This is a genomic window from Halomonas terrestris, from assembly GCF_049166755.1.
Classification (GTDB): Bacteria; Pseudomonadota; Gammaproteobacteria; order Pseudomonadales; family Halomonadaceae; genus Halomonas.
Map to the genome: position 1 here is coordinate 29,720 of NZ_JBMHFZ010000007.1, position 18,056 is coordinate 47,775.

The window sequence follows — 18,056 nt, forward strand, 5'->3', positions numbered from 1 at the left end:
GGCGAGGGCCGTGATCAACGCTTGAGTTCCATGTGGATGCCGACGGTGCGCAGCAGCTGCTGGCGGTCGATCCAGCCCCTGACCCTGCCGTCCTCCATCACCGGGACCTGGTTGAGGTTGTGTTCGCTGATGAGCTGGAGAACCTCGTGGGCCGGGGCATCGGGGGCGACATGGAACAGCGCTTCCGCCGGGGTCATCACCTCGCTCACCCGGGTCTCGGGCCACTCCGCCTGGGCGACCTTGCGCGTGTCGCTCAGGCTGATCAGGCCCAGCACATGGCGCCGGTCGCCGACCAGGTAGGCGCGCCTGCCCTCCGGCAGCACCTGGTGGCTGACCCAGGCCTCCAGGGTGCTGTCGGGGTCGACCAGCGGCACCTCGGGGTCGGCCAGGGCGTTCGCCTGAATGCCGGCCAGCCGCTCGCGCAGGTCGAACATCCGGCCCTGGGCCTGGGTCATGGTGAGCAGGAACCAGGCGATCAGCATGATCCAGAGCCCGCCGATCAGGTTGCCGACCACCATGATGTTCCACAGCGCCACGCCGAACAGGCCGTAGGCCACCAGGCGTCCGCTGGCGATCGCCGTGTCGTTTCCCTTCTGCGCATCGCCGGTGAGCTTCCAGACCAGGGCCCGCAGTACCCGTCCGCCGTCCAGGGGGAAGCCCGGCACCAGGTTGAACACCGCCACGATCAGGTTGATCAGCGACAGCCAGCCCAGCGCCACCGGCAGCGGCTCGTACCAGTCGGCGGTCAGGACGGCCAGCAGCCCGAAGAGCAGCGCCAGCGCGAAGCTCACCACGGGGCCGGCGATGGCGATCCAGAATTCGTCGTTGGCCCGCTCGCTGTCACGGCTCATCTGCGCCATGCCGCCGAAGATGAACAGCGTGATGGCCGTCACCGGCACCCCGCGGCGGATCGCGACCAGGCTGTGCCCCAGCTCATGCGCGACGATGGAGGCGAAGAAGACCAGTGCGGTGACCAGTGACGTGGCGATGGCCACGGGCAGCGACCAGTCGGGGTAATGCTGCTGGAAGCCGGCGCTCATGCTCACCAGCAGCAGGGCGAGAATGATCACCCAGCTGACATGGATCTCGATGCGGATCCCGCGGAAGTGGCCGAGCAGCAGCACGGACTTGAACATGGAGGAACTCCCCGCCGGTGAAGATGGCCTGCCTGCTCACCATAGCCGACCCCTCGCCCCCGGCAGCGTTGAAACGGCCTCTTGTCCCGGTCCTCGGCTTGTCTATTCTGTCATCGACGGGTAACGAAATGTATTGATGGCCGACCGTGCCCCGGCACGCTCCAGTGGTGAGTTGATGAGAGGCATCGTACTGGCGATCAGCGCGCTGCTGCTCGTGGCGGTCCTGGTGGTCGCCCTCCGCCCGGAGATCGGGGAGCCGCCCCGTCGGCCCCCGACGGTTGCCGAGTCCATCGACGCGGCGGCTCTCGAGGGGCGCCGCGGGGCGCTGGTGGACCAGGTCGTGTTCACCCGCGAGGCGGACGTGGGCAGGGTCACGGGGCTGATCGAGGCCGGTTCCCACCAGGTCTTCACCCAGGGCATCTCCAGTACCACGGTATTCCACCGCCTCCGCGACTCCCTGTATACCGCCCATGACCTCTCCTACGGCACGGCCGCCGAGCTGACGCTGAACCCGGCCGGCCCCGAGCTGGCGGGCGGCGAGCTCAACCCCTTCCATGTGCCGGCCATCCGCGAGGCCCTCAACCGCCTGATCGACCGCCGCTACATCGCCGAGGAGATCTTCGGCGGCCTCGCCGTGCCCCGCTTCCTGCCGCTCTCCACCGCCTTTCCCGACTATGCGCGCCTGGCCGACGTGGCCCGCGAACTCGAGCTGCGCTACGCCCATGACCCCGCCGCCGCCCGCGAGGTGATCCATGCCGAGCTGGAGGGCCTGGGGGCACGCTTCGTCGATGGCCAGTGGTGGTACCGCGACGAACCGGTGCGCCTGATCGCGCTGATCCGCACCGAGGACGAGCGGCGCCGGGTCGGCGACTACATCGCCAACCTGCTGGAGGATCTCGGCTTCGTCGTCGAGCGGCGCTACCGCACGGCGGAAGAGGCGTCGCGGCTGTGGATCGCCAGCGACCCCCGCGCCGGGCACTGGCACCTCTATACCGGCAGCTGGATCACCGTGGTGATCCAGCGTGACCAGGCCGACGCCTTCAGCTTCTACTACACCCCGCGGGGGCGTGCCGAACCGCTGTGGCAGGCCTACCGGCCGGCACCGGAATTCGACGAGCTGGCCGAGCGCCTGGAGCGGCGCGACTACCGCACCTGGGAGGAGCGCCAGGCGATGATGGCGCGCGCCCTCGGCCTCGCCATGGAGGATTCGGTGCGGGTCTGGCTGGTCGACCAGCTCAATGCCTCGGCCCGGGCCGCCAACGTCGAGGTCGCCGTGGACCTTGCCGGCGGGCTGTCGGGCTCGGCGCTGTGGCCCTACACCCTGCGCTACACCGATCGGGTGGGCGGCGAGATGGTGTTCGGCACGCCGGGCCTGCTGACCGAGCCCTGGAACCCGGTGGCGGGCAGCAACTGGATCTTCGACCTGATGCTGATCCGGGCCACCCAGGATCCGATGCTGATTCCCGACCCCTTCACCGGGCTCTACCGACCCCAGCGCATCAAGGGGGCCGAGGTGACCGTGGAGGCGGGCGTGCCGGTCGGCCGTACCCTCGACTGGTTGAGCGTGGCAACCGCCGAGACGATCCCGGTCCCCGAGGCGGCCTGGATCGACTGGGACAGCGGGGCGGGCCGCTTCGTCACCGTGGGCGAGAAGCACCCCGGGGGCATCACCGCGCGCACCCGCGTCCGGGTCCGCTACGAGGAGACGCTGTTCGAGACGCGCTGGCACGATGGCTCACGCCTGTCGCTGGCCGATTTCGTGCTGCCGTGGATCCTGACCTTCGAGCGGGCCGACGAGGAGAGCCGGCTGTTCGACATGGCGCACCTGCCGACCTTCGAGGCCTTCCAGCGGCACTTCCGCGGCTGGCGCATCGTCTCCCGCGACCCGCTGGTGATCGATATCTACAGCGACCAGATCTACCCCGATGCCGAGACCATCGTGGCGGCCCGTACACCGGTGCCGACCCCCTGGCATGCCCTGACCCTGGGCATCCTGGCCGAGAACCGCGGCGAGCTGGCATTCTCGTCGAACAAGGCCGACCGGCTGCAGGTCGACTGGATGAGCCTGGTGGCGGGCCCCAGCGTACCGGTCCTGGCCCGCCACCTGGACCAGGCCGTCGAGCGGGGTACCCGGCCCTACCCGGCGGTGCTGGACGACCTGCTGGGCGAGCAGGAGCCGGTCGAGCGCTACCGGGCCCTCGGTGACTGGTACGCCGAACGTGGCCACCTGTGGGTCGGCAACGGCCCCCTGCAGCTGCATTCGGTGCATCCGGTGGAGGGCAGCGTGGTGCTGCGCCGCTTCGCCGGCTTCCCCGACCCGGCCGACCGGTGGCTGACATTCTCGCAGCCGGAAGTGCCCGAGCTCGACCTGGACGGCCCCCTGGTGGTGGAGGTGGGGGAGGCCGCCGTCTTCCGGCTCGCCGTGACCTTCGAGGGCGAACCCTACGCCGCCGAGGGCATCGAACGGGTACAGTTCCTGCTCTTCGACGGTCGCGGCGAGCTGGTGCGACGGGGCGAGGCCGATCCCCTCGGGGATGGCCTGTGGAACATCGAACTGCCGCCGGAAGGGGTGGCGGCCCTGGGGACCGGGGCCAACAGCCTGGAGCTGGCGGTCACCAGTCGGCGGGTGGCGCTGCCCTCCTTCGCCTCCCATGTCTTCGCCACGGTGCCGCCCGGCGGCCGGGAGGTGGACCCATGAGCGAGCCGCGGCGGCGCGGGCGACTGCGCGACCTGCGCCATATGCTGGTGTATGCCGTCAAGCGGCTGCTGGGCCTGCTGCTGACCGTGCTGGTGGGCGTCTACCTGACCATCGTCATCGCCAACATGGGCGGCCAGGTGGACGAGCTGCGCCTGGTGCAGATCCGCAGCCAGGCCGCCGAGGCGGTACGCGCCGACCCGGCCTTCCAGGACATGCCCGTCGAGGAGCGCAGTGCCTTGATCGACCGCCAGGTATCCCTGGAAGTGGAGCGGCTGCGCCTGGACCAGCCGTTCCTGGTACGCAGCGTCGACTACCTGCAGCGCGCCATGCGCCTGGACCTGGGGCGTGCCGAGCAGATGCACAGCGACCGCGGCTCGCGCCGGGTCTACGACATCATCGCCGAGCGGCTGCCGGCGACCCTGCTGCTGTTCGGCAGCGCCAACCTGCTGGTGTTCTTCTGCTCGGTGTTCATGGCGCTGTCGCTGTCGCGACGCTATGGCAGTGCGCTCGATCGCAGCGTGATCGCCCTGGCGCCCACCTCGGCGGCCCCGGCCTGGTTCTACGGCATCTTCCTGATCCTGGTGTTCGCCTTCCTGGTGCCGCTGCTGCCGGCCGGCGGGATGGTCACCGCACCGCCCCCCGAGGGACGCTGGGCGTATGCCGCCAGCGTGCTGCGCCACATGCTGCTGCCCCTGGTGGCGATGTTCCTGTCGTCGATCTTCGTCTCGATCTACTCCTGGCGCACCTTCTTCCTGATCCACTCCAGCGAGGACTACGTCGAGATGGCGCGGGCCAAGGGGCTGCCGTCGCGCCTGATCGAGCGTCGCTACATCCTGCGGCCGACCCTGTCGCCGATCATCACCAGCTTCCTGTTGATGCTGATCGGGCTGTGGAGCGGGGCGATCATCCTGGAGCAGGTGTTCAACTGGCCGGGTCTGGGCTCGCTGCTGTTCCAGGCCATCGGCCACCGCGACACGCCGGTGATCATCGGGGCGGTGGTGATCTTCGCCTACCTGCTGGCGGCGACGGTGTTCCTGCTCGACATCCTCTACGCGCTGCTCGACCCGCGCGTGCGCATCGAGGGAGGGCGGCAATGATCGGCGGGCGGTGGCGTGAAGGCTGGCAGGAGCTGCGCCGGTACCCCTCGGCGCTGGTGGGCATGGCGATCATCGCGGTGCTGGTGGGGCTGTCGCTCTACACCGTGATCGCCATTCCCTACTCCGAGGCCCTGGAGAGGTGGCGCGGTGGCGAGCCCTGGCAGATGCACCCGGTCAATGCCGAACCGGTGTGGCTCGACCGGCTGAGGGGCGGTCGTCAGCCGCGCACCCTGAGCGTGTCGAGCGATGCCGCCGAGGTCGCGGAGGCGCCCTTCGAGGGCGGGCGCCGCCTGCGCATCCCCCTGGCCTTCGATTATGACTACGACGGCTTTCCCAGCGAGATCAACCTCTTCCTGAGCGCCGAGGGGCACGCGCAGCGCCCCTTCGCGCGCCTGCTGTGGCAGACGCCCGACGGCCGCGAACTCTCCCTGGGGGGCTATCGGATCGGCCGTGGCGACCGGGTGTCGATCTCCCAGGATCGTGTCCTGGAACGCCGCCTGGGCGGTCGGGTGCCGCATATCGGCCTGCTCGCCGGGCCCGAGGCCGAGGGGGTGCCGCAGGTCCAGCAGGGCCGCTACCGGCTGGTGCTCGACGCCGTGGTGTTCGATGACCGGGCGGGCATCGATGCCGAGCTGGTGCTCTACGGCCGGGTGCACGGCATCGCCGGCACCGACCACCAGCGGCGCGACCTCAGCCTGGCGCTGATGTGGGGCACCCCGGTGGCGCTGGCCTTCGGGCTGCTGGCGGCGGTGGGCACCACCATCACCACCCTGGTCATCGCCGCGGTGGGCGTCTGGTACCGCGGGTGGGTCGACGCCATCATCCAGCGGCTCACCGAGGTGAACATGATCCTCCCGCTGCTGCCGATCCTGGTGATGGTCGGGACCCTCTACTCCACCAGCATCTGGCTGATGCTCGGGGTGGTGGTGGTGCTGGGCATCTTCAGTGCCGGCATCAAGATGTACCGGGCGATGCTGCTGCCGATCCGCGAGGCCCCCTACATCGAGGCGGCCCGGGCCTATGGCGCGAGCAACCCGCGCATCGTGATGCGCTACATGATCCCGCGCATCCTGCCGGTGCTGATTCCCACCTTCGTCACCCTGATCCCCACCTTCGTGTTCCTGGAGGCGTCGCTGGCGGTGCTGGGGCTGGGCGACCCGGTGCTGCCCACCTGGGGCAAGGTGCTCAACGATGCCCAGTCCCAGAGCGCGCTCTACAACGGCTACTACTACTGGGTGGTGTCGCCGGCGGTGCTGCTGATGCTGACCGGGCTGGGCTTCGCCATGCTCGGCTTCGCCCTGGATCGGGTGTTCAACCCGCGATTGAGGAGCCTGTGATGCGCGAGTCGCCGCTGTTACGCGTGGAGGACCTGGCGCTGCACTACCAGACCCGGCGCGGCGTGGTGCGTGCGGTGGACGGGGTCAGCTTCGACCTCCAGCGCAACGAGGCGCTGGTGATCCTGGGCGAGTCCGGCTGCGGCAAGAGCTCGCTGGCCAAGCTGCTGATGCGGGTGCTGCCGCGCAATATCCACCATACCGGTGGGCGGATCACGCTGGGTGAAACCGAGCTCGGCACGCTGTCCGACGAGCGTTTCCGGCGCCAGGTGCAGTGGTCGCGCATGGCGATGGTGATGCAGGCCTCGATGAACGCCCTCAACCCCGTGGTCAAGGTGGGTGTGCAGGTGGCCGAGCCGCTGAGGGTGCTGCGGGGGTGGTCCCGGGCCCGGGCGATGGAGCGGGCGGCCGAGGTCTTCACCCTGGTGGGGGTGTCCACGGACTTCCTCTCCCGCTACCCCTTCGAGCTCTCCGGCGGCATGCGCCAGCGCGCGGTGCTGGCCATGGCGCTGGTCGCCGAGCCGGAACTGGTCATTCTCGACGAGCCCACCTCGGCACTGGACGTGCTGACCCAGGCGAGCATCATGAATGCCCTCAAGCGGGTCAAGCAGGAGCAGGACACCAGTTTCATCCTGATCACCCACGACGTGGCGACCTCCAGCGAGCTCGCCGACCGGGTGGCGCTGATGTACGCCGGCCAGCTCGTCGAGACCTGTGATGCCGGCCGGTTCTTCACCGAGCCGGCCCACCCCTATTCGCGAATGCTGATGGCCAGCGTGCCGCGCCTGCGCCAGCGGCAGCGGCCGGAGCCCATTCCCGGGCATCCTCCCAACCTGTTCGATCCGCCCGCCGGTTGCCGCTTCGCCGAGCGCTGCCCGCACCGCTTCGCGCCCTGCGGCGAGGACCCGGAGACGATACGGCTCGGCGAACGGCACCGGGTGCGCTGCTGGCTGCACGACGACTCCACGCGACGAGGAGGACGATGATGCACCGGTCTCGGGCGGTCTTTCACCGCGACCCCGGGGGCGAGGCAGCGCCGCTGCTCTCGGTCTCGGACCTGCACACCTGGTTCGAGCTGCGCCAGTGGGGGTTCCTGCGCGTGGGCGCCGTGCATGCGGTGGACGGCGTGACCTTCGAGCTGGCCCGCGGCGAGGCAGTCGCCTTCGTCGGCGAGAGCGGCTGCGGCAAGAGCACCCTGGCCCGCACCCTGCTCGCCCTGCACCGTCCCTCCCGGGGCGAGGTGCGCTTCGATGGCCGCACCCTGGGCGACCTCGACGGGGCCGAGCTCAAGGCCTACCGCGCCGAGGTCGGGTACGTGCAGCAGGATCCCTACGGGGCGCTGCCGCCGTTTCTCGACGTGCGGCGTATCCTCGCCGAGCCGCTGATCGTGCATGGCGTCAGGGACCGCGCCGAGCGTGAGCGGCGCATCCGCGCCGTGCTCGAGGAGGTGCGGCTGTCCCCGGTCGAGGAGTACCTGCCCAAGTTCCCGCACATGCTCAGCGGCGGCCAGCAGCAGCGGGTGGTGATCGCCCGGGCGCTGATCCTGGCACCGGCGATGGTCATCGCCGACGAGCCGGTCTCGATGCTCGACGCCTCGGTGCGCATCGAGATCCTCAACCTGTTGCGCAGCATCCAGGCCCGGCGCGAGCTGACCCTGGCCTTCATCACCCACGACCTCTCCACCGTTCGCCACTTCGCCGAGCGCATCTTCGTGATGTATGCAGGCCGGGTGGTGGAGAGCGCGCCCGTCGACGACCTGCTGGACCATCCCCTGCATCCCTACACCCAGGCGCTGCTGGCGGCCATCGCCGACCCCGATGCGGCCAACGCCACCCGCCAGCGTGAGGTGCCCGTCGGCGAGCCCCCCAGCCTGCTCAATCCTCCCACCGGCTGCCGCTTCCACCCGCGCTGTCCCCATGCCCTGGCGGGGCTCTGCGACCGTGACGATCCCCCCGACTTCGCCCCCCGGGACCACCATCTCTCGGCCTGCTGGCTGCACCGCTGACATGGCGCTCGGGCCGACTATACTGGGTGGGGGACCGAAACAGGCTCGGGAGGTGGAGCATGAGCGATGATCGCAGCTACCGGGGCCGTTGCTTCTGCGGTGCCGTGGAGGTGGCGGTGACGGGGGAACCGGCGGGCATGGGCTATTGCCATTGCGAGTCGTGCCGTCACTGGTCGGCGGGGCCGGTGAACGCCTTCACCCTGTGGCAGCCGGATGCCGTCCAGGTGACCCGCGGTGCCGCCAACCTGGACAGCTACCAGAAGACACCGGCCAGCGTGCGCAAGTGGTGCCGGACCTGTGGGGGCCACGTCCTGACCGAGCACCCCGGGCTGGGGCTGATCGACGTCTACGCCGCCATCATTCCGGACTTTCCCTTCACGCCGGGGGTTCACGTCCATTACCAGGAGTCGGTGCTGCGCCTGCATGACGGCCTGGTCAAGATGAAGGACGTGCCGGCCGAGATGGGCGGCTCGGGACAGACCCTGGACGAGTGAGGGCGGGGGGCCGGCCTCACTCCTGCTCCCGGCGCGCCAGCCAGGCGCGGAAGTAGTCGTTGATGCGTTCCAGGGTGCCGGCATACCACGCCTCGTCCTTGGCCAGCGCCCGTTCGGCGTTCAGCGGATGGGTGGGGATGTGCAGGCGCATGTCCACGCCGCTGTCGGGGTGGGTGGTGACCTGGACGGCCGCCGAGCGGCGTGCGGGGCCGTAGGGGATGTGCCGTGCCAGTTCGGCGAGGCGCTCGGTGGAGGTGGCGAATCGGATGAAGTCCCGGGCCGCCTCGGGACGGGGGCTGCCGCGGGGAATCGCCCAGGTCTCGTGCTCCTGGACCTGGCCGTCCCAGAGGATCTCGATCGGCACCCCCTGGTGGACCATGGCATCGAAGAAGCGCCCGTTGTAGCCCGAGGCCATGACCACCGCCCCCTCGGCCAGCAGCCGCGGCGGCGTGTCCCCGGCCTCCCACCAGTGGATCTCGTCCAGGCCATCGAGGCGGCCCAGCGCCAGGTTCAGGCCGCGACGGGTGCTGAGCAGGCCGTAGAGCTCCTCGTGGGGCACCCGGTAGGAGAGCAGGGCCCACTCCAGGTTGACCGCCGGGGTGCGCTGCAGGGCGCGCGGCCCGGGGAAGCGCTGCTGGTCGAAGAGATCGCCGATGCGGGTGGGGCGCTGGCCGGGGAAGGCGTCGCGACGGTAGGCGACCACGGTGGCGAAGATGCTGTGGGTGATGGCGCAGCGACCGATGGCGTCGGGCAGGAAGTCCTGCTCCGCCGGGGTGCCGTCCGGGGCGGGAGCCAGCAGTGCGGGCGAGAGCGGGCGCAGCAGGCCCTCGCGGCAGGCCGCCATGGCCTCGCTGCGGGTCATGTCGATGAGATCCCAGGGTATCTCGCCGGCCTCGGCCGCGCGGCGCAGTTCGGCGAGCCCGCCATCGTACTGCGCCACCTCGATCCGCGTCCCGGTGCTGGCCGTGTAGGGCTCGAAGAGGGCGGCCCGCTGGGCGCGCTCGTAGGCACCCCCCCAGCTCAGCACGGTCAGGGTATCGTCCTCCGCGGCCCCGGCCGGGGCCACCAGCAGCCCCAGCAGCGCCAGCCCCAGCCCCAGCAGCGCCACGCCGGGTCGCCGGTATCGCTCATCCCGTGCCATGCTCCTCCCGTCGCATCTCGTCGCTGTGGCGCAGGTAGGCGCGGGCGATACTGGTCTCGTAGACCACCCCGAGGAAGGCCCCGTCCGAGGCCTCGACCACCGGCAGCGCCTCGCCGGTGACCTCCTGCAGTCGTCCCATGGCGTCCCACAGGGAGGTGTCGGGCCGCAGCGGCGGCCGGTCCTCGGTGGCGACCTCTTCCGCCACCCGCGGCCCGCCCGGCGCCTCGCGGGCGGCCTCCAGTTCGGCGAGGGTCACGCAGCCCCGGTAGCGCCCCAGGTCGTCGACCAGGTAGGCCTCGCCGTGACGGGCTTGGCCGAGCGCGGTCACCGCCTCGGTCACCGCCGTGGCGGGGGACAGCATCACGCACTCCCGGGTCAGGTGCTCGGCCACCGGGGTGCTGCGCAGCACGGCCCGCCCGCGCCCGGCCGAGAGGTCCAGGCCACGCGCCTCGAGTTGCAGGTCGAACAGCGAGCGGCCGAAGAGCTGGGCGGCGATCGGGCTGGCCAGGGTCACGCTGGCCAGGGCGGCGGTGGTCAGTGCATAGCTGCCGGTCAGCTCGAAGACGATCAGCAGCGTGGTCAGGGGGGCGCCGATCACCGGGGCCGTCACCGCCACCATGCCGCAGACGGCATAGAACACGAAGGTCTCCAGGGGCGCCCCGGCGACCTGTCCGACCAGACTGCCGCACAGGGCCCCGAACAGGGTGCCGATCACCAGGGCGGGGCTGAAGACCCCGCCGCTGAACCCCATGCCCAGGCAGAGCGCCGTGGCGGCGATCTTGAGCGCCAGCACCAGCAGCAGCTCGGCGGTGCCGAAGGCGCCGGCAATGGTGGCGAAGCGCAGCGTCTCCTGGCCCATGCCGAGGATCTCGGGGACCCAGAGCGCGGCGAGCCCCAGCAGGGCCCCGGCCAGGGCCGGTCGCAGCGCCGGGGCGAGCGGCAGGGTGTCGGCCAGGCGCGTGACGCTGAGAATGGCCCGCATGTAGGTCCCGGCGACCAGGGCGCCGAGGCCGCCGATGGCGAGGAAGATGGCGAACTCCCAGGGCCGCGGCACCGCGGTGTCGGCGACATGGAAGAGGGCACCACGCTCCAGCACGCTGGTGGCGATCACGTAGCCGACGATGGCGGCCGCGGCCACCGGGGCGAAGGCCCGCAGGGCATAGTGGCGCAGCACCACCTCATGGGCGAAGACGATGCCCGCCAGGGGGGCGTTGAAGGCGGTGGCGATGGCCGCGGCCACCCCGCAGGCGATGGTGATGTTGTCGTCCGAGCGCCCCAGGCGCAGCACCCGCGCACCCAGCGAGCCCAGGGTCGCTCCCAGGTGCACCAGGGGGCCGTACTGGCCCACCGAGGCCCCCGCGCCCAGCGAGATCATCGCGCTCAGGGCCGACAGGCTGCCGGCCCTGGCCGGCAGCCGGCCCCGCCGGGTCTGGACGGCGGCAATCACGTCGGCCGGCGCGTGGGGGCGGCGCTCGGGGATGGCGCGGTGCAGCAGGCCGACGACCAGGCCGCCCAGCGCCGGTACCGCGACGGTGATGACGACCAGCAGGCCGGCATGGTCGAACAGCATGCGGCTGCGCGGCGAGATCAGCAGCCCCTCGTTGAGCCACAGCACCGCGGTGACGAAGCCCACGGCGAAGAGGGCGGCGATGGCCCCGATGATGGCCCCCAGTAGCACCAGGCCGAGGAAGCGAACGACCGCCAGGGGGCCAGGACCGGGACCGGTGAGTGCCGGGATGGTGTCCATCCTCAAGGTGTAGGTGTGAAGGGCGTGCAGGGCAAGCGCCGGGCCGTCGGCGTATCGGTGCCGCCCGTCCGGCTGGTACTCTCTGGCATCATGGTGCACACCAATCTCCCGCTCGACCCCGAACGCCTGCCCCGGCTGGAGGCGATACCGCTGACGCCGGTGTCTCCGCGACTGGCGCCCTGCCAGGCCCTGCAGCAGCTCTGGCGCTGGTGGCTGCTCGCCCTGCTGGCGAGCCTGGTGCCGCTGTCGGAGCCGCCGCTCGCCGACTGGCAGGGGACGCTGGCCATCGGCATCGCCGGGCTGGGCCTGGTGCTGGCGGTATTCGCCTGGGTCGAGGCGCGGCGCCGCGCCTACGGGCTCCGTGAGCATGACCTCTGTTACCGGCGAGGGCTCTGGGTCAGGCGCACCCAGGTGCTGCCGCTGGTACGCCTGCAGCACGTGGAGACCCTGAGCACGCCTCTCGAGCGCGCCTTCGGCCTGGTGCGCCTGGCCTGCTTCACCGCCGGAGGAGGCGGTGCCGACCTCGTCCTCGAGGGCCTGCCCGCCGATCGCGCCGAGGCGGTCAAGCGCTACCTGCTGGCACGCCTCGAGTCGGAATCGGGCACCCCGGAGCCCGTGCCGCCGGAGGAGCCGCTGCCATGACCCGCGGGGCGCCGGGGGATACGGGCCTGTCCCGCTGGCAGCGTCTCTCGCCCTGGGCCATCGGGCTGACGCTGGTGACCACCACGGGCGCCCTGGTGCGCCAGCACCTGCCGCTGCTGCTGGCCGCCGGGGCGGGGCTGGCCGTGAGCGAGCGTTTCGGGCTGCGCGAGGCGCTGCTCGGCGGCGGCCTGCTGGTGCTGGTGGCGCTGCTGCTGAGCCTGCTCTACTACCGCCGTTTCCGCTTCCGCTTCGATGCCGACGTGCTGGTGATCCAGAAGGGGCTGTTCGTCCACCGGGAGTTCAAGGTCGCGGCCCGCCATGTGCAGCAGACCAGCGTGCAGCAGCCGGCCTGGATGCGCCCCCTGGGGGTGGTGCAGTGGGAGGTGGAGACCCTGGCGGGTGAGGCCGCATCCATCGCCCTGCCCGGCATCCGGCGCGAGCAGGCCGAGGCGCTCGAGGCGCACCTCAGGGGGGCGGCGCCCGCTGCCGACGCGCCCGACGCCGGCCCGCCGCGGGACGCGGCGACCGAGCGTTTCGCCATCACTCCCGGGGCCCTGGTGCTGCACGGCCTGACCAGCCGCTCGCTGGTGGTGATCGCCGCTCTGCTCTCGCCCCTGGTGCGGCCGCTGGAGCGCTGGCTGCATGACCGCCTGCCGCACCTGGACCTCTGGGCCTGGCTGCCGGCGTCGCCGTCGCTGGCGGTGGGGCTGGGGCTCGTCGCTGCGGTGGCGGTGCTGACGCTGCTCGCGGTGCTGGCGGCCTGGTGGCGTTTCCACGGTTTCGTGCTGCACGACGACGGCGATCGCCAGGTCCAGGTGAGCGGCCTGCTGCATCGCCGCTCCCAGACGCTGACCCTGCGCCGGCTGCAGGTGGTGGAGTGGGTGCAGACCGGGCTCGGCCGGGCGCTGGGGCGGGGCTACCTGGTCTGCCACCAGTTCGGCGCGACGGGGGGTGGCGAGGTCGCCGAGGCGCGCCGTTTCCTGGTGCCCGGCCTGACCCCGGGCCGGGCCGATGCGCTGGTGCTGCCGCTGTGGCCCGGGCGTTGCGCACCGCCCTCGGTGATGGCCCCGCTGCAGCGGGTGTCCAGGCTCTACCGTCGGGTGCTGTTCCTGCGGCTGCTGCTGGCGATGCTGGCGGGGCTGGGGGTGCTCGCCTGGGGGCTGGGAGACGCGGCGGTCGAGCTGCCGGCCTGGAGCCTGGGGCCGGCAGTGCTGGGCCTGGTCGCCCTGGCGGCGGCCGTGGCGGAACTGCGCTGGCGCTCGCTGGGCTGGTCACGGCAGGGCGACTGGCTGCAGGTGCGCCGGGGCCTGTGGGGGCGGCGCACCTGCCTCTTCCCCGCCGAGCACCTGGTGTCGCTCCAGGTGCGCCAGAGCTGGCTCCAGCGCCGCCGGGGCGTGGTCACCCTGCAGCTCCACCTGGCCAGTGGTCGCCAGAGCCTGCCCTTCGTCGAGGAGGACGCGGCGCTGGCACTGGCGAACCGCCTGCTGGCGAGTGTCGAGGGAGCCCCGGGGAGCTAGCCCCGCCGGGCCCGGTGTCGGGTCAGGGAGCGAGTTCCACCCGCAACGGATCCGTGTCGGCCTCCCAGGTGCCGGCGTCCAGGGTGTTGCCCGCGGCGTCCTGCACCAGGTAACTGCGATGCCGGTGGTGGCGCAGTGCCCGGACCAGGCGCTCCAGGCCCTGGCGGTCGTCGGCGCTGACCAGCCCGATGCGGGTGCCCGGTAGCGTCCACATGCGGCCATGGCCGGCCGTGCGCAGGGGGTGAGGCGGGGTCGGCAACGCCTGGTGTGCCAGCCAGTCGGCCACCGCCTCCGTGGTGCCGATCACCAGCAGGGGGGTGTCGCCCGGGCGTTCGCCGCTGCCCCCGGGGGCCTCGCGGCCCAGCACCCACTGGCCCAGGGGAGCCAGTGACTCGTCCAGTGCCAGCAGGCGGGTGGCCGGATCGAGGGTCAGGCCGCGCAGGATCGCCGGCGCCCGGTCGAGCCGGCGCAGCAGGTGGTGATCGGGGTCCACGGCCAATGCCGTCGGCGCCCGGTCGCTGGCGATCGAGAAGGCCGCACGGCGGCCGACGAGGTGCGTGGTGGCATGGAGCGGTCCGCCCTCGGTCTCCACCACCAGGGGCACCTCGAGCGGCCAGGGCCGTGCGCCGTGCTGGGCCAGCTCGCCGCTGACCCGGAAACCGCTCTCGGTCGCTTCCCGCTCGATCCCGTGCAGGCTCAGCCGGGGGCGGCCCGGCCGTGTCAGCCAGGCGGCGAAGAAATCCGTCAGCTCGTCGCCGGCCGCCGCCTCGAAGGCGGCCTGGAGGTCCTCCCAGCTGGCGGTGTGGAACATCCTCTCCTCGGCGAGGCGGACGAGCCCCGCCTCGAAGGCCTCGTCGCCGATGCGGCGGCGCAGCATGTGGAAGACCATGGCGCCGTGCTGGTAGCCGATCAGCCGCCCGGCAGGGTCGGGGCCGCCGCGAAAGCTCGCCAGGGCGCGCTCCTCGCCAGCCGGCAACGCCGCAAGGTCCACCAGCCAGCGCCGGCGGGTCTCGCCGGCCTCGCCGCGCGCCTCGTCCAGGGCGTAGTCGGCGAGGTAGGTGGTCAAGGCCTCGGACCAGTTGCCGCTGGCAGGGTCGACGCCCACGCCGGCACCCCACCAGGCGTGCATCAGCTCGTGGGCCAGCGAGGTGCGGGGAATGAAGGGCAGCGGAATGACCCGCTCACCGAGCAGGGCGAAGCCCGGGAAGGCCAGCCCCACCGGCCGGGGGGAGGCGGCCAGCGTGAAGCTGTCGAACGGGAAGGGGCCGAGGCGGCGCTGGAACATCGCCAGGTGGCGTGCGCCGTGCTCCAGGTAGGTTGCGGCGAACGCCTCGTCGAGGCGGGCGGGGAAGAGGGTGCGCAGGCGCACGCCGGCGGCCTCCGCCTCGCGCGGCCGCCACGGGCCGGCGGCGATCTCGACCTCGCCGGTGCGCGGATGGGTGTATCGCGAGGTGACGCCGTTCGCGTGGCGATGCGCCTCGACCAGCGAGCCGGTGCCCACCGCCTGCTGCCCGGTGGGCACGTGGATCGTCAGCGCCAGCGGGCCCGGTGTCGGGTCAGCGACCCGAGGATACCAGCCGACGCGGGCCGGCAGCAGGCTCCCGTCCGGTGAAACGCCCAGCCCGGTGCCGGGAAGCTGCGCCGGCAATGTGCCGCGCCAGTGGATGGTCACGGCCCCGGGGGCGTCTGCCGATGGCAGCCGATAGCGCCCCGGCGCCGGCCGCTGCGGCGTCACGGGGCCATCGGCCCCCGCCACTCGCGTCACCTCCAGGCTCTCCAGCAGGCGGAACTCGGTCCCCGGGGGCAGCACCAGCCGCATCTCGCCGCGCAGCTCGCGGCTGGCCGGGTCCAGCCAGATCTCCAGCCGCCGGTCAGGCGCCTCGGCCGTGGCGCTGCCCCAGGCCAGCGCCAGCAGGACGAGGATGAGCCATCGGCCGCGCCGGCGGGGGCGGATCATGGGGCGGGCGCCTGCAGGCGGGCGAGGATCTCCTGTTGCCGGCCGTCGCGGCGCACCTCCAGCGGCAGCAGGATGCCGGGGACCATGCGCTGCAGCAGCCCGGTGAGGTCCCCGGGGGTGGTCATGGGCCGGTCGGCGGCCCGCAGGATGATATCGCCCTCCTGCAGGCCGGCCTCGGCGGCAACCGACCCGGGCCCGACGCCCTGGATCATCAGGCCCTCGGCATGCTCGCCGATCAGCACCCCCAGGCGCGGCGCCCGGGGCGGCTCGTGGGGCGACTCGTCGCCCAGCAGGTAGACGGCATCGGCCAGGCCGGGTTCGGCGGGGCGGCAGTCGGCTTCCGGCGTCACGGGCAGCAGGGTGCGGTGGTCGGCGAGGCCCAGGTCGTCGAGCTGGTGCGGCACGCCGTGGCCATGGGTGAGGTGGCCCTGGCCCATCAGCCCCACCACCAGGGTGTCGTCACCGCTGGCCTCGGCGAGGGCGGCGGCCATGGCCCGGTCCCAGACCAGCTGGGCATCGATGAAGCGGGCCAGGCCGGTGTCGCGGTCGCCGCCGGTGGGGTGCTCGTCGAATACCTCGGCCAGGGCTTCCCGGTAGGACGCCGGCGGCGCTGCCGGCGGCGTGATGCCGTGTCGCTGCGCCTCGGGAACGCTCTCCCAGCCCTCGTCCACGAGCCGGCGACGCAGCTCGGGCGCGACGTTCAGGGCCAGCAGTGGAATCCGCTGCATGCGGGCGAAGTGCAGGATGGGAAAGTAGAGCGACGGGTCGAACCCCCAGGCGTCGTGCCACCGGCTGGCCTCGATGAAGCCGGTCTCGTCCAGCTCGCCGGCCACCCAGGCATCCAGGGCCGGTTGGGCGTCGCGGGGCAGCATCTCCAGGCCGATCACCATGCGGGGTTGGTGGGCATGCAGTCCGGCCAGGGTGTGCAGCTGCCAGCGGTGATGGACCATCCGGTCGTGCTGCTCGCCGAGCAGCACCACACGGCGCTGGGCCAGCTCGGCCATCAGGGTGCTCGGGGCGACGGGGGTACCGCCGTCCAGGTACCAGCGTCCCGGGGTGGAGCAGGCGTCGGCGACCGCGGCCGGCGGCAGCATCAGACCGGCCAGGGCGATGGCCAAGGGCAGGGCGAGGCGTCGGGCTCGGCGGAATGGCGACATGTCTTCTCCTGGCGGCGACGGGCAGGGAAGCTCACCTTACCCCAGCCACAAGGCGGCCGCGATCCCGGGATCGCGGCCGCGCCAGGGGGCGCTGTCGTCAATGGGGCCGGCTTATCTTCCCATGCGGGCTCTCGGCCATCAGGCGGTCGAACTCGCTGCCGCTCATGTGGATCAGGGTCTCGTGGTCACCGGCCTCGAAGTAGATGTCGGGCTGGTGGCGCAGCAGGTCGTCGACATAGACCTGCAGGCCGTAGGCCTGGCCCACCGGGGTGGTGGCGCCCGGATCGCAGTCGTTGAAGCGCTCCACGATCTCGTCTTCCGAGGCGAGCTCGACCTTCTCGTGGAACAGCTGCGAGAGCGAGTCGAGGTCCGCATCGCAGTCGCTCGGTACCACGGCGACATGGCACCCGGAGGCACCGTGCAGCATGACGGCCTTGGCCAGCTGGCTACCGGCGACATGTGCCTGCTCGGCGATGCGGCTGGTCGTCACTTCCCGCGGGTGGGAGACCTCCTCGAAATCGATATCACAGGCCCGCAGGTATTCGCGTATCGTCATCGGCATGGCCATGACAGTTTCTCCTTCGGCCGCGAGGGCCGAAAACGACGGAAAAGTTGGGTGCCTCCCTTCGTGTCGAGCTCCATACTCCAAGCATAGTCGTGATGCTGTGCGATGGCATCGGCCGTACCCGGCGCCCCCCACAGGCGCTATGATCGGCCGGTGAACCAACGGGGAGGCCCGGGATGCAAGCCGAGACACGAGGTTCCATCTGGCGCTTTCGGGTGGCGCTGGCCGCCTGCCTGCTGCTCGCCGCCTGCGGCGCCGAGGAGGAGGCTTCCCGGGTGCCGCTGCCGGTGCTGGCCTCGAACCCCGCGGCCCACGATGACACCCGGGTGGTGACCCAGGGCGTCGTGCGCCACTTCGAGGATCCGCTGCACTACTGGATCGAGGACGAGGACCTGCATCGGGTCGAGATCTTCCCCCACGAGATGATCGCGCCCTACCTGGGCGAGGCGGTGCGGGTGGAGGGGGAGTTCCGCTTCTCGACCAGCGAGGGGCGACGGCTGACGCTGGGCAGCGTCGAGCCGCTGGTCGATGGCGAGTGAAGGGGCAGCCAGGGAGGCGCGACGTGC

Annotated in this window: 15 protein-coding genes; 9 read left to right on the forward strand and 6 right to left on the reverse strand. The window is 71.8% G+C overall.

Annotated elements, in window-relative coordinates; genetic code table 11:
* Positions 1-14: 14 nt before the first annotated feature.
* Complete coding sequence (locus ACOMD9_RS08695) at positions 15-1,136, reverse strand: M50 family metallopeptidase (RefSeq protein ID WP_421413802.1); 1,122 nt, start codon at positions 1,134-1,136, stop codon at positions 15-17.
* A 175-nt stretch (positions 1,137-1,311) separates the two neighbouring features.
* Here ACOMD9_RS08695 and ACOMD9_RS08700 point away from each other — a divergent pair, with 175 nt between their 5' ends.
* The 6 genes from ACOMD9_RS08700 to ACOMD9_RS08725 are packed head-to-tail and all read left to right on the forward strand — an operon-like array spanning position 1,312 to position 8,764.
* Positions 1,312-3,834, forward strand: coding sequence for an ABC transporter substrate-binding protein (locus tag ACOMD9_RS08700; RefSeq protein ID WP_421413803.1), 2,523 nt, complete (start codon positions 1,312-1,314; stop codon positions 3,832-3,834).
* Positions 3,831-4,931 carry an ABC transporter permease gene (locus ACOMD9_RS08705; protein ID WP_421413806.1) on the forward strand — a complete coding sequence of 367 codons (1,101 nt, stop codon included), beginning with the start codon at positions 3,831-3,833 and terminating at the stop codon, positions 4,929-4,931. The genes ACOMD9_RS08700 and ACOMD9_RS08705 overlap by 4 nt, the downstream gene beginning before the upstream one ends.
* On the forward strand, positions 4,928-6,268 hold the full coding sequence (locus ACOMD9_RS08710; RefSeq protein ID WP_421413808.1) for an ABC transporter permease: 1,341 nt from the start codon (positions 4,928-4,930) through the stop codon (positions 6,266-6,268). Before ACOMD9_RS08705 ends, ACOMD9_RS08710 begins: the two co-directional genes overlap by 4 nt.
* Positions 6,268-7,251 (forward strand): ABC transporter ATP-binding protein, encoded by a 984-nt coding sequence (locus ACOMD9_RS08715; RefSeq protein WP_421413810.1) that lies wholly within the window; start codon positions 6,268-6,270, stop codon positions 7,249-7,251. Before ACOMD9_RS08710 ends, ACOMD9_RS08715 begins: the two co-directional genes overlap by 1 nt.
* Complete coding sequence (locus ACOMD9_RS08720) at positions 7,248-8,270, forward strand: ABC transporter ATP-binding protein (RefSeq protein WP_421413812.1); 1,023 nt, start codon at positions 7,248-7,250, stop codon at positions 8,268-8,270. Before ACOMD9_RS08715 ends, ACOMD9_RS08720 begins: the two co-directional genes overlap by 4 nt.
* A 59-nt stretch (positions 8,271-8,329) precedes the next feature.
* Complete coding sequence (locus ACOMD9_RS08725; RefSeq protein ID WP_421413815.1) at positions 8,330-8,764, forward strand: GFA family protein; 435 nt, start codon at positions 8,330-8,332, stop codon at positions 8,762-8,764.
* A gap of 16 nt (positions 8,765-8,780) precedes the next feature.
* On the opposite strand, the gene ACOMD9_RS08730 is transcribed toward ACOMD9_RS08725, so the two are convergent.
* On the reverse strand, positions 8,781-9,905 hold the full coding sequence (locus tag ACOMD9_RS08730) for an extracellular solute-binding protein (RefSeq protein WP_421413818.1): 1,125 nt from the start codon (positions 9,903-9,905) through the stop codon (positions 8,781-8,783).
* A complete protein-coding gene (locus tag ACOMD9_RS08735; protein WP_421413821.1) occupies positions 9,892-11,751 on the reverse strand; it encodes a chloride channel protein in 1,860 nt (619 codons plus the stop codon). The genes ACOMD9_RS08730 and ACOMD9_RS08735 overlap by 14 nt, the downstream gene beginning before the upstream one ends.
* Between ACOMD9_RS08735 and ACOMD9_RS08740 the strand changes: the two genes are divergently transcribed.
* Together ACOMD9_RS08740 and ACOMD9_RS08745 are read left to right on the forward strand one after the other, a co-directional pair.
* Complete coding sequence (locus ACOMD9_RS08740) at positions 11,743-12,294, forward strand: PH domain-containing protein (RefSeq protein ID WP_421413822.1); 552 nt, start codon at positions 11,743-11,745, stop codon at positions 12,292-12,294. The genes ACOMD9_RS08735 and ACOMD9_RS08740 overlap by 9 nt on opposite strands.
* Positions 12,291-13,811 carry a PH domain-containing protein gene (locus tag ACOMD9_RS08745; protein ID WP_421413823.1) on the forward strand — a complete coding sequence of 507 codons (1,521 nt, stop codon included), beginning with the start codon at positions 12,291-12,293 and terminating at the stop codon, positions 13,809-13,811. Before ACOMD9_RS08740 ends, ACOMD9_RS08745 begins: the two co-directional genes overlap by 4 nt.
* A 22-nt stretch (positions 13,812-13,833) precedes the next feature.
* Here ACOMD9_RS08745 and ACOMD9_RS08750 read toward each other — a convergent pair whose 3' ends face one another.
* The 3 genes from ACOMD9_RS08750 to ACOMD9_RS08760 all read right to left on the reverse strand — a co-directional run bounded on the left by ACOMD9_RS08750 (position 13,834) and on the right by ACOMD9_RS08760 (position 17,493).
* Positions 13,834-15,768 carry a M1 family metallopeptidase gene (locus tag ACOMD9_RS08750; RefSeq protein WP_421413825.1) on the reverse strand — a complete coding sequence of 645 codons (1,935 nt, stop codon included), beginning with the start codon at positions 15,766-15,768 and terminating at the stop codon, positions 13,834-13,836.
* The gene (locus ACOMD9_RS08755; RefSeq protein WP_421413828.1) at positions 15,765-16,925 is read right to left on the reverse strand and encodes a ChaN family lipoprotein; all 1,161 of its coding nucleotides are present in this window, start codon (positions 16,923-16,925) and stop codon (positions 15,765-15,767) included. Before ACOMD9_RS08755 ends, ACOMD9_RS08750 begins: the two co-directional genes overlap by 4 nt.
* Before the next feature lie 97 nt (positions 16,926-17,022).
* Positions 17,023-17,493, reverse strand: coding sequence for an aminoacyl-tRNA deacylase (locus ACOMD9_RS08760; protein ID WP_421413830.1), 471 nt, complete (start codon positions 17,491-17,493; stop codon positions 17,023-17,025).
* Between the two features lie 173 nt (positions 17,494-17,666).
* Here ACOMD9_RS08760 and ACOMD9_RS08765 point away from each other — a divergent pair, with 173 nt between their 5' ends.
* Positions 17,667-18,029 carry a hypothetical protein gene (locus ACOMD9_RS08765; RefSeq protein WP_421413832.1) on the forward strand — a complete coding sequence of 121 codons (363 nt, stop codon included), beginning with the start codon at positions 17,667-17,669 and terminating at the stop codon, positions 18,027-18,029.
* Positions 18,030-18,056: the final 27 nt, after the last annotated feature.

Coding starts and splice junctions, on each gene's coding strand:
- ACOMD9_RS08750 (WP_421413825.1), bottom strand. CDS start 15,768: ATGATCCGCCCCCGCCGGCGCGGCCGATGGCTCATCCTCGTCCTGCTG.
- ACOMD9_RS08745 (WP_421413823.1), top strand. CDS start 12,291: ATGACCCGCGGGGCGCCGGGGGATACGGGCCTGTCCCGCTGGCAGCGT.
- ACOMD9_RS08710 (WP_421413808.1), top strand. CDS start 4,928: ATGATCGGCGGGCGGTGGCGTGAAGGCTGGCAGGAGCTGCGCCGGTAC.
- ACOMD9_RS08760 (WP_421413830.1), bottom strand. CDS start 17,493: ATGGCCATGCCGATGACGATACGCGAATACCTGCGGGCCTGTGATATC.
- ACOMD9_RS08755 (WP_421413828.1), bottom strand. CDS start 16,925: ATGTCGCCATTCCGCCGAGCCCGACGCCTCGCCCTGCCCTTGGCCATC.
- ACOMD9_RS08720 (WP_421413812.1), top strand. CDS start 7,248: ATGATGCACCGGTCTCGGGCGGTCTTTCACCGCGACCCCGGGGGCGAG.
- ACOMD9_RS08730 (WP_421413818.1), bottom strand. CDS start 9,905: ATGGCACGGGATGAGCGATACCGGCGACCCGGCGTGGCGCTGCTGGGG.
- ACOMD9_RS08725 (WP_421413815.1), top strand. CDS start 8,330: ATGAGCGATGATCGCAGCTACCGGGGCCGTTGCTTCTGCGGTGCCGTG.
- ACOMD9_RS08700 (WP_421413803.1), top strand. CDS start 1,312: ATGAGAGGCATCGTACTGGCGATCAGCGCGCTGCTGCTCGTGGCGGTC.
- ACOMD9_RS08765 (WP_421413832.1), top strand. CDS start 17,667: ATGCAAGCCGAGACACGAGGTTCCATCTGGCGCTTTCGGGTGGCGCTG.
- ACOMD9_RS08705 (WP_421413806.1), top strand. CDS start 3,831: ATGAGCGAGCCGCGGCGGCGCGGGCGACTGCGCGACCTGCGCCATATG.
- ACOMD9_RS08715 (WP_421413810.1), top strand. CDS start 6,268: ATGCGCGAGTCGCCGCTGTTACGCGTGGAGGACCTGGCGCTGCACTAC.
- ACOMD9_RS08695 (WP_421413802.1), bottom strand. CDS start 1,136: ATGTTCAAGTCCGTGCTGCTGCTCGGCCACTTCCGCGGGATCCGCATC.
- ACOMD9_RS08740 (WP_421413822.1), top strand. CDS start 11,743: ATGGTGCACACCAATCTCCCGCTCGACCCCGAACGCCTGCCCCGGCTG.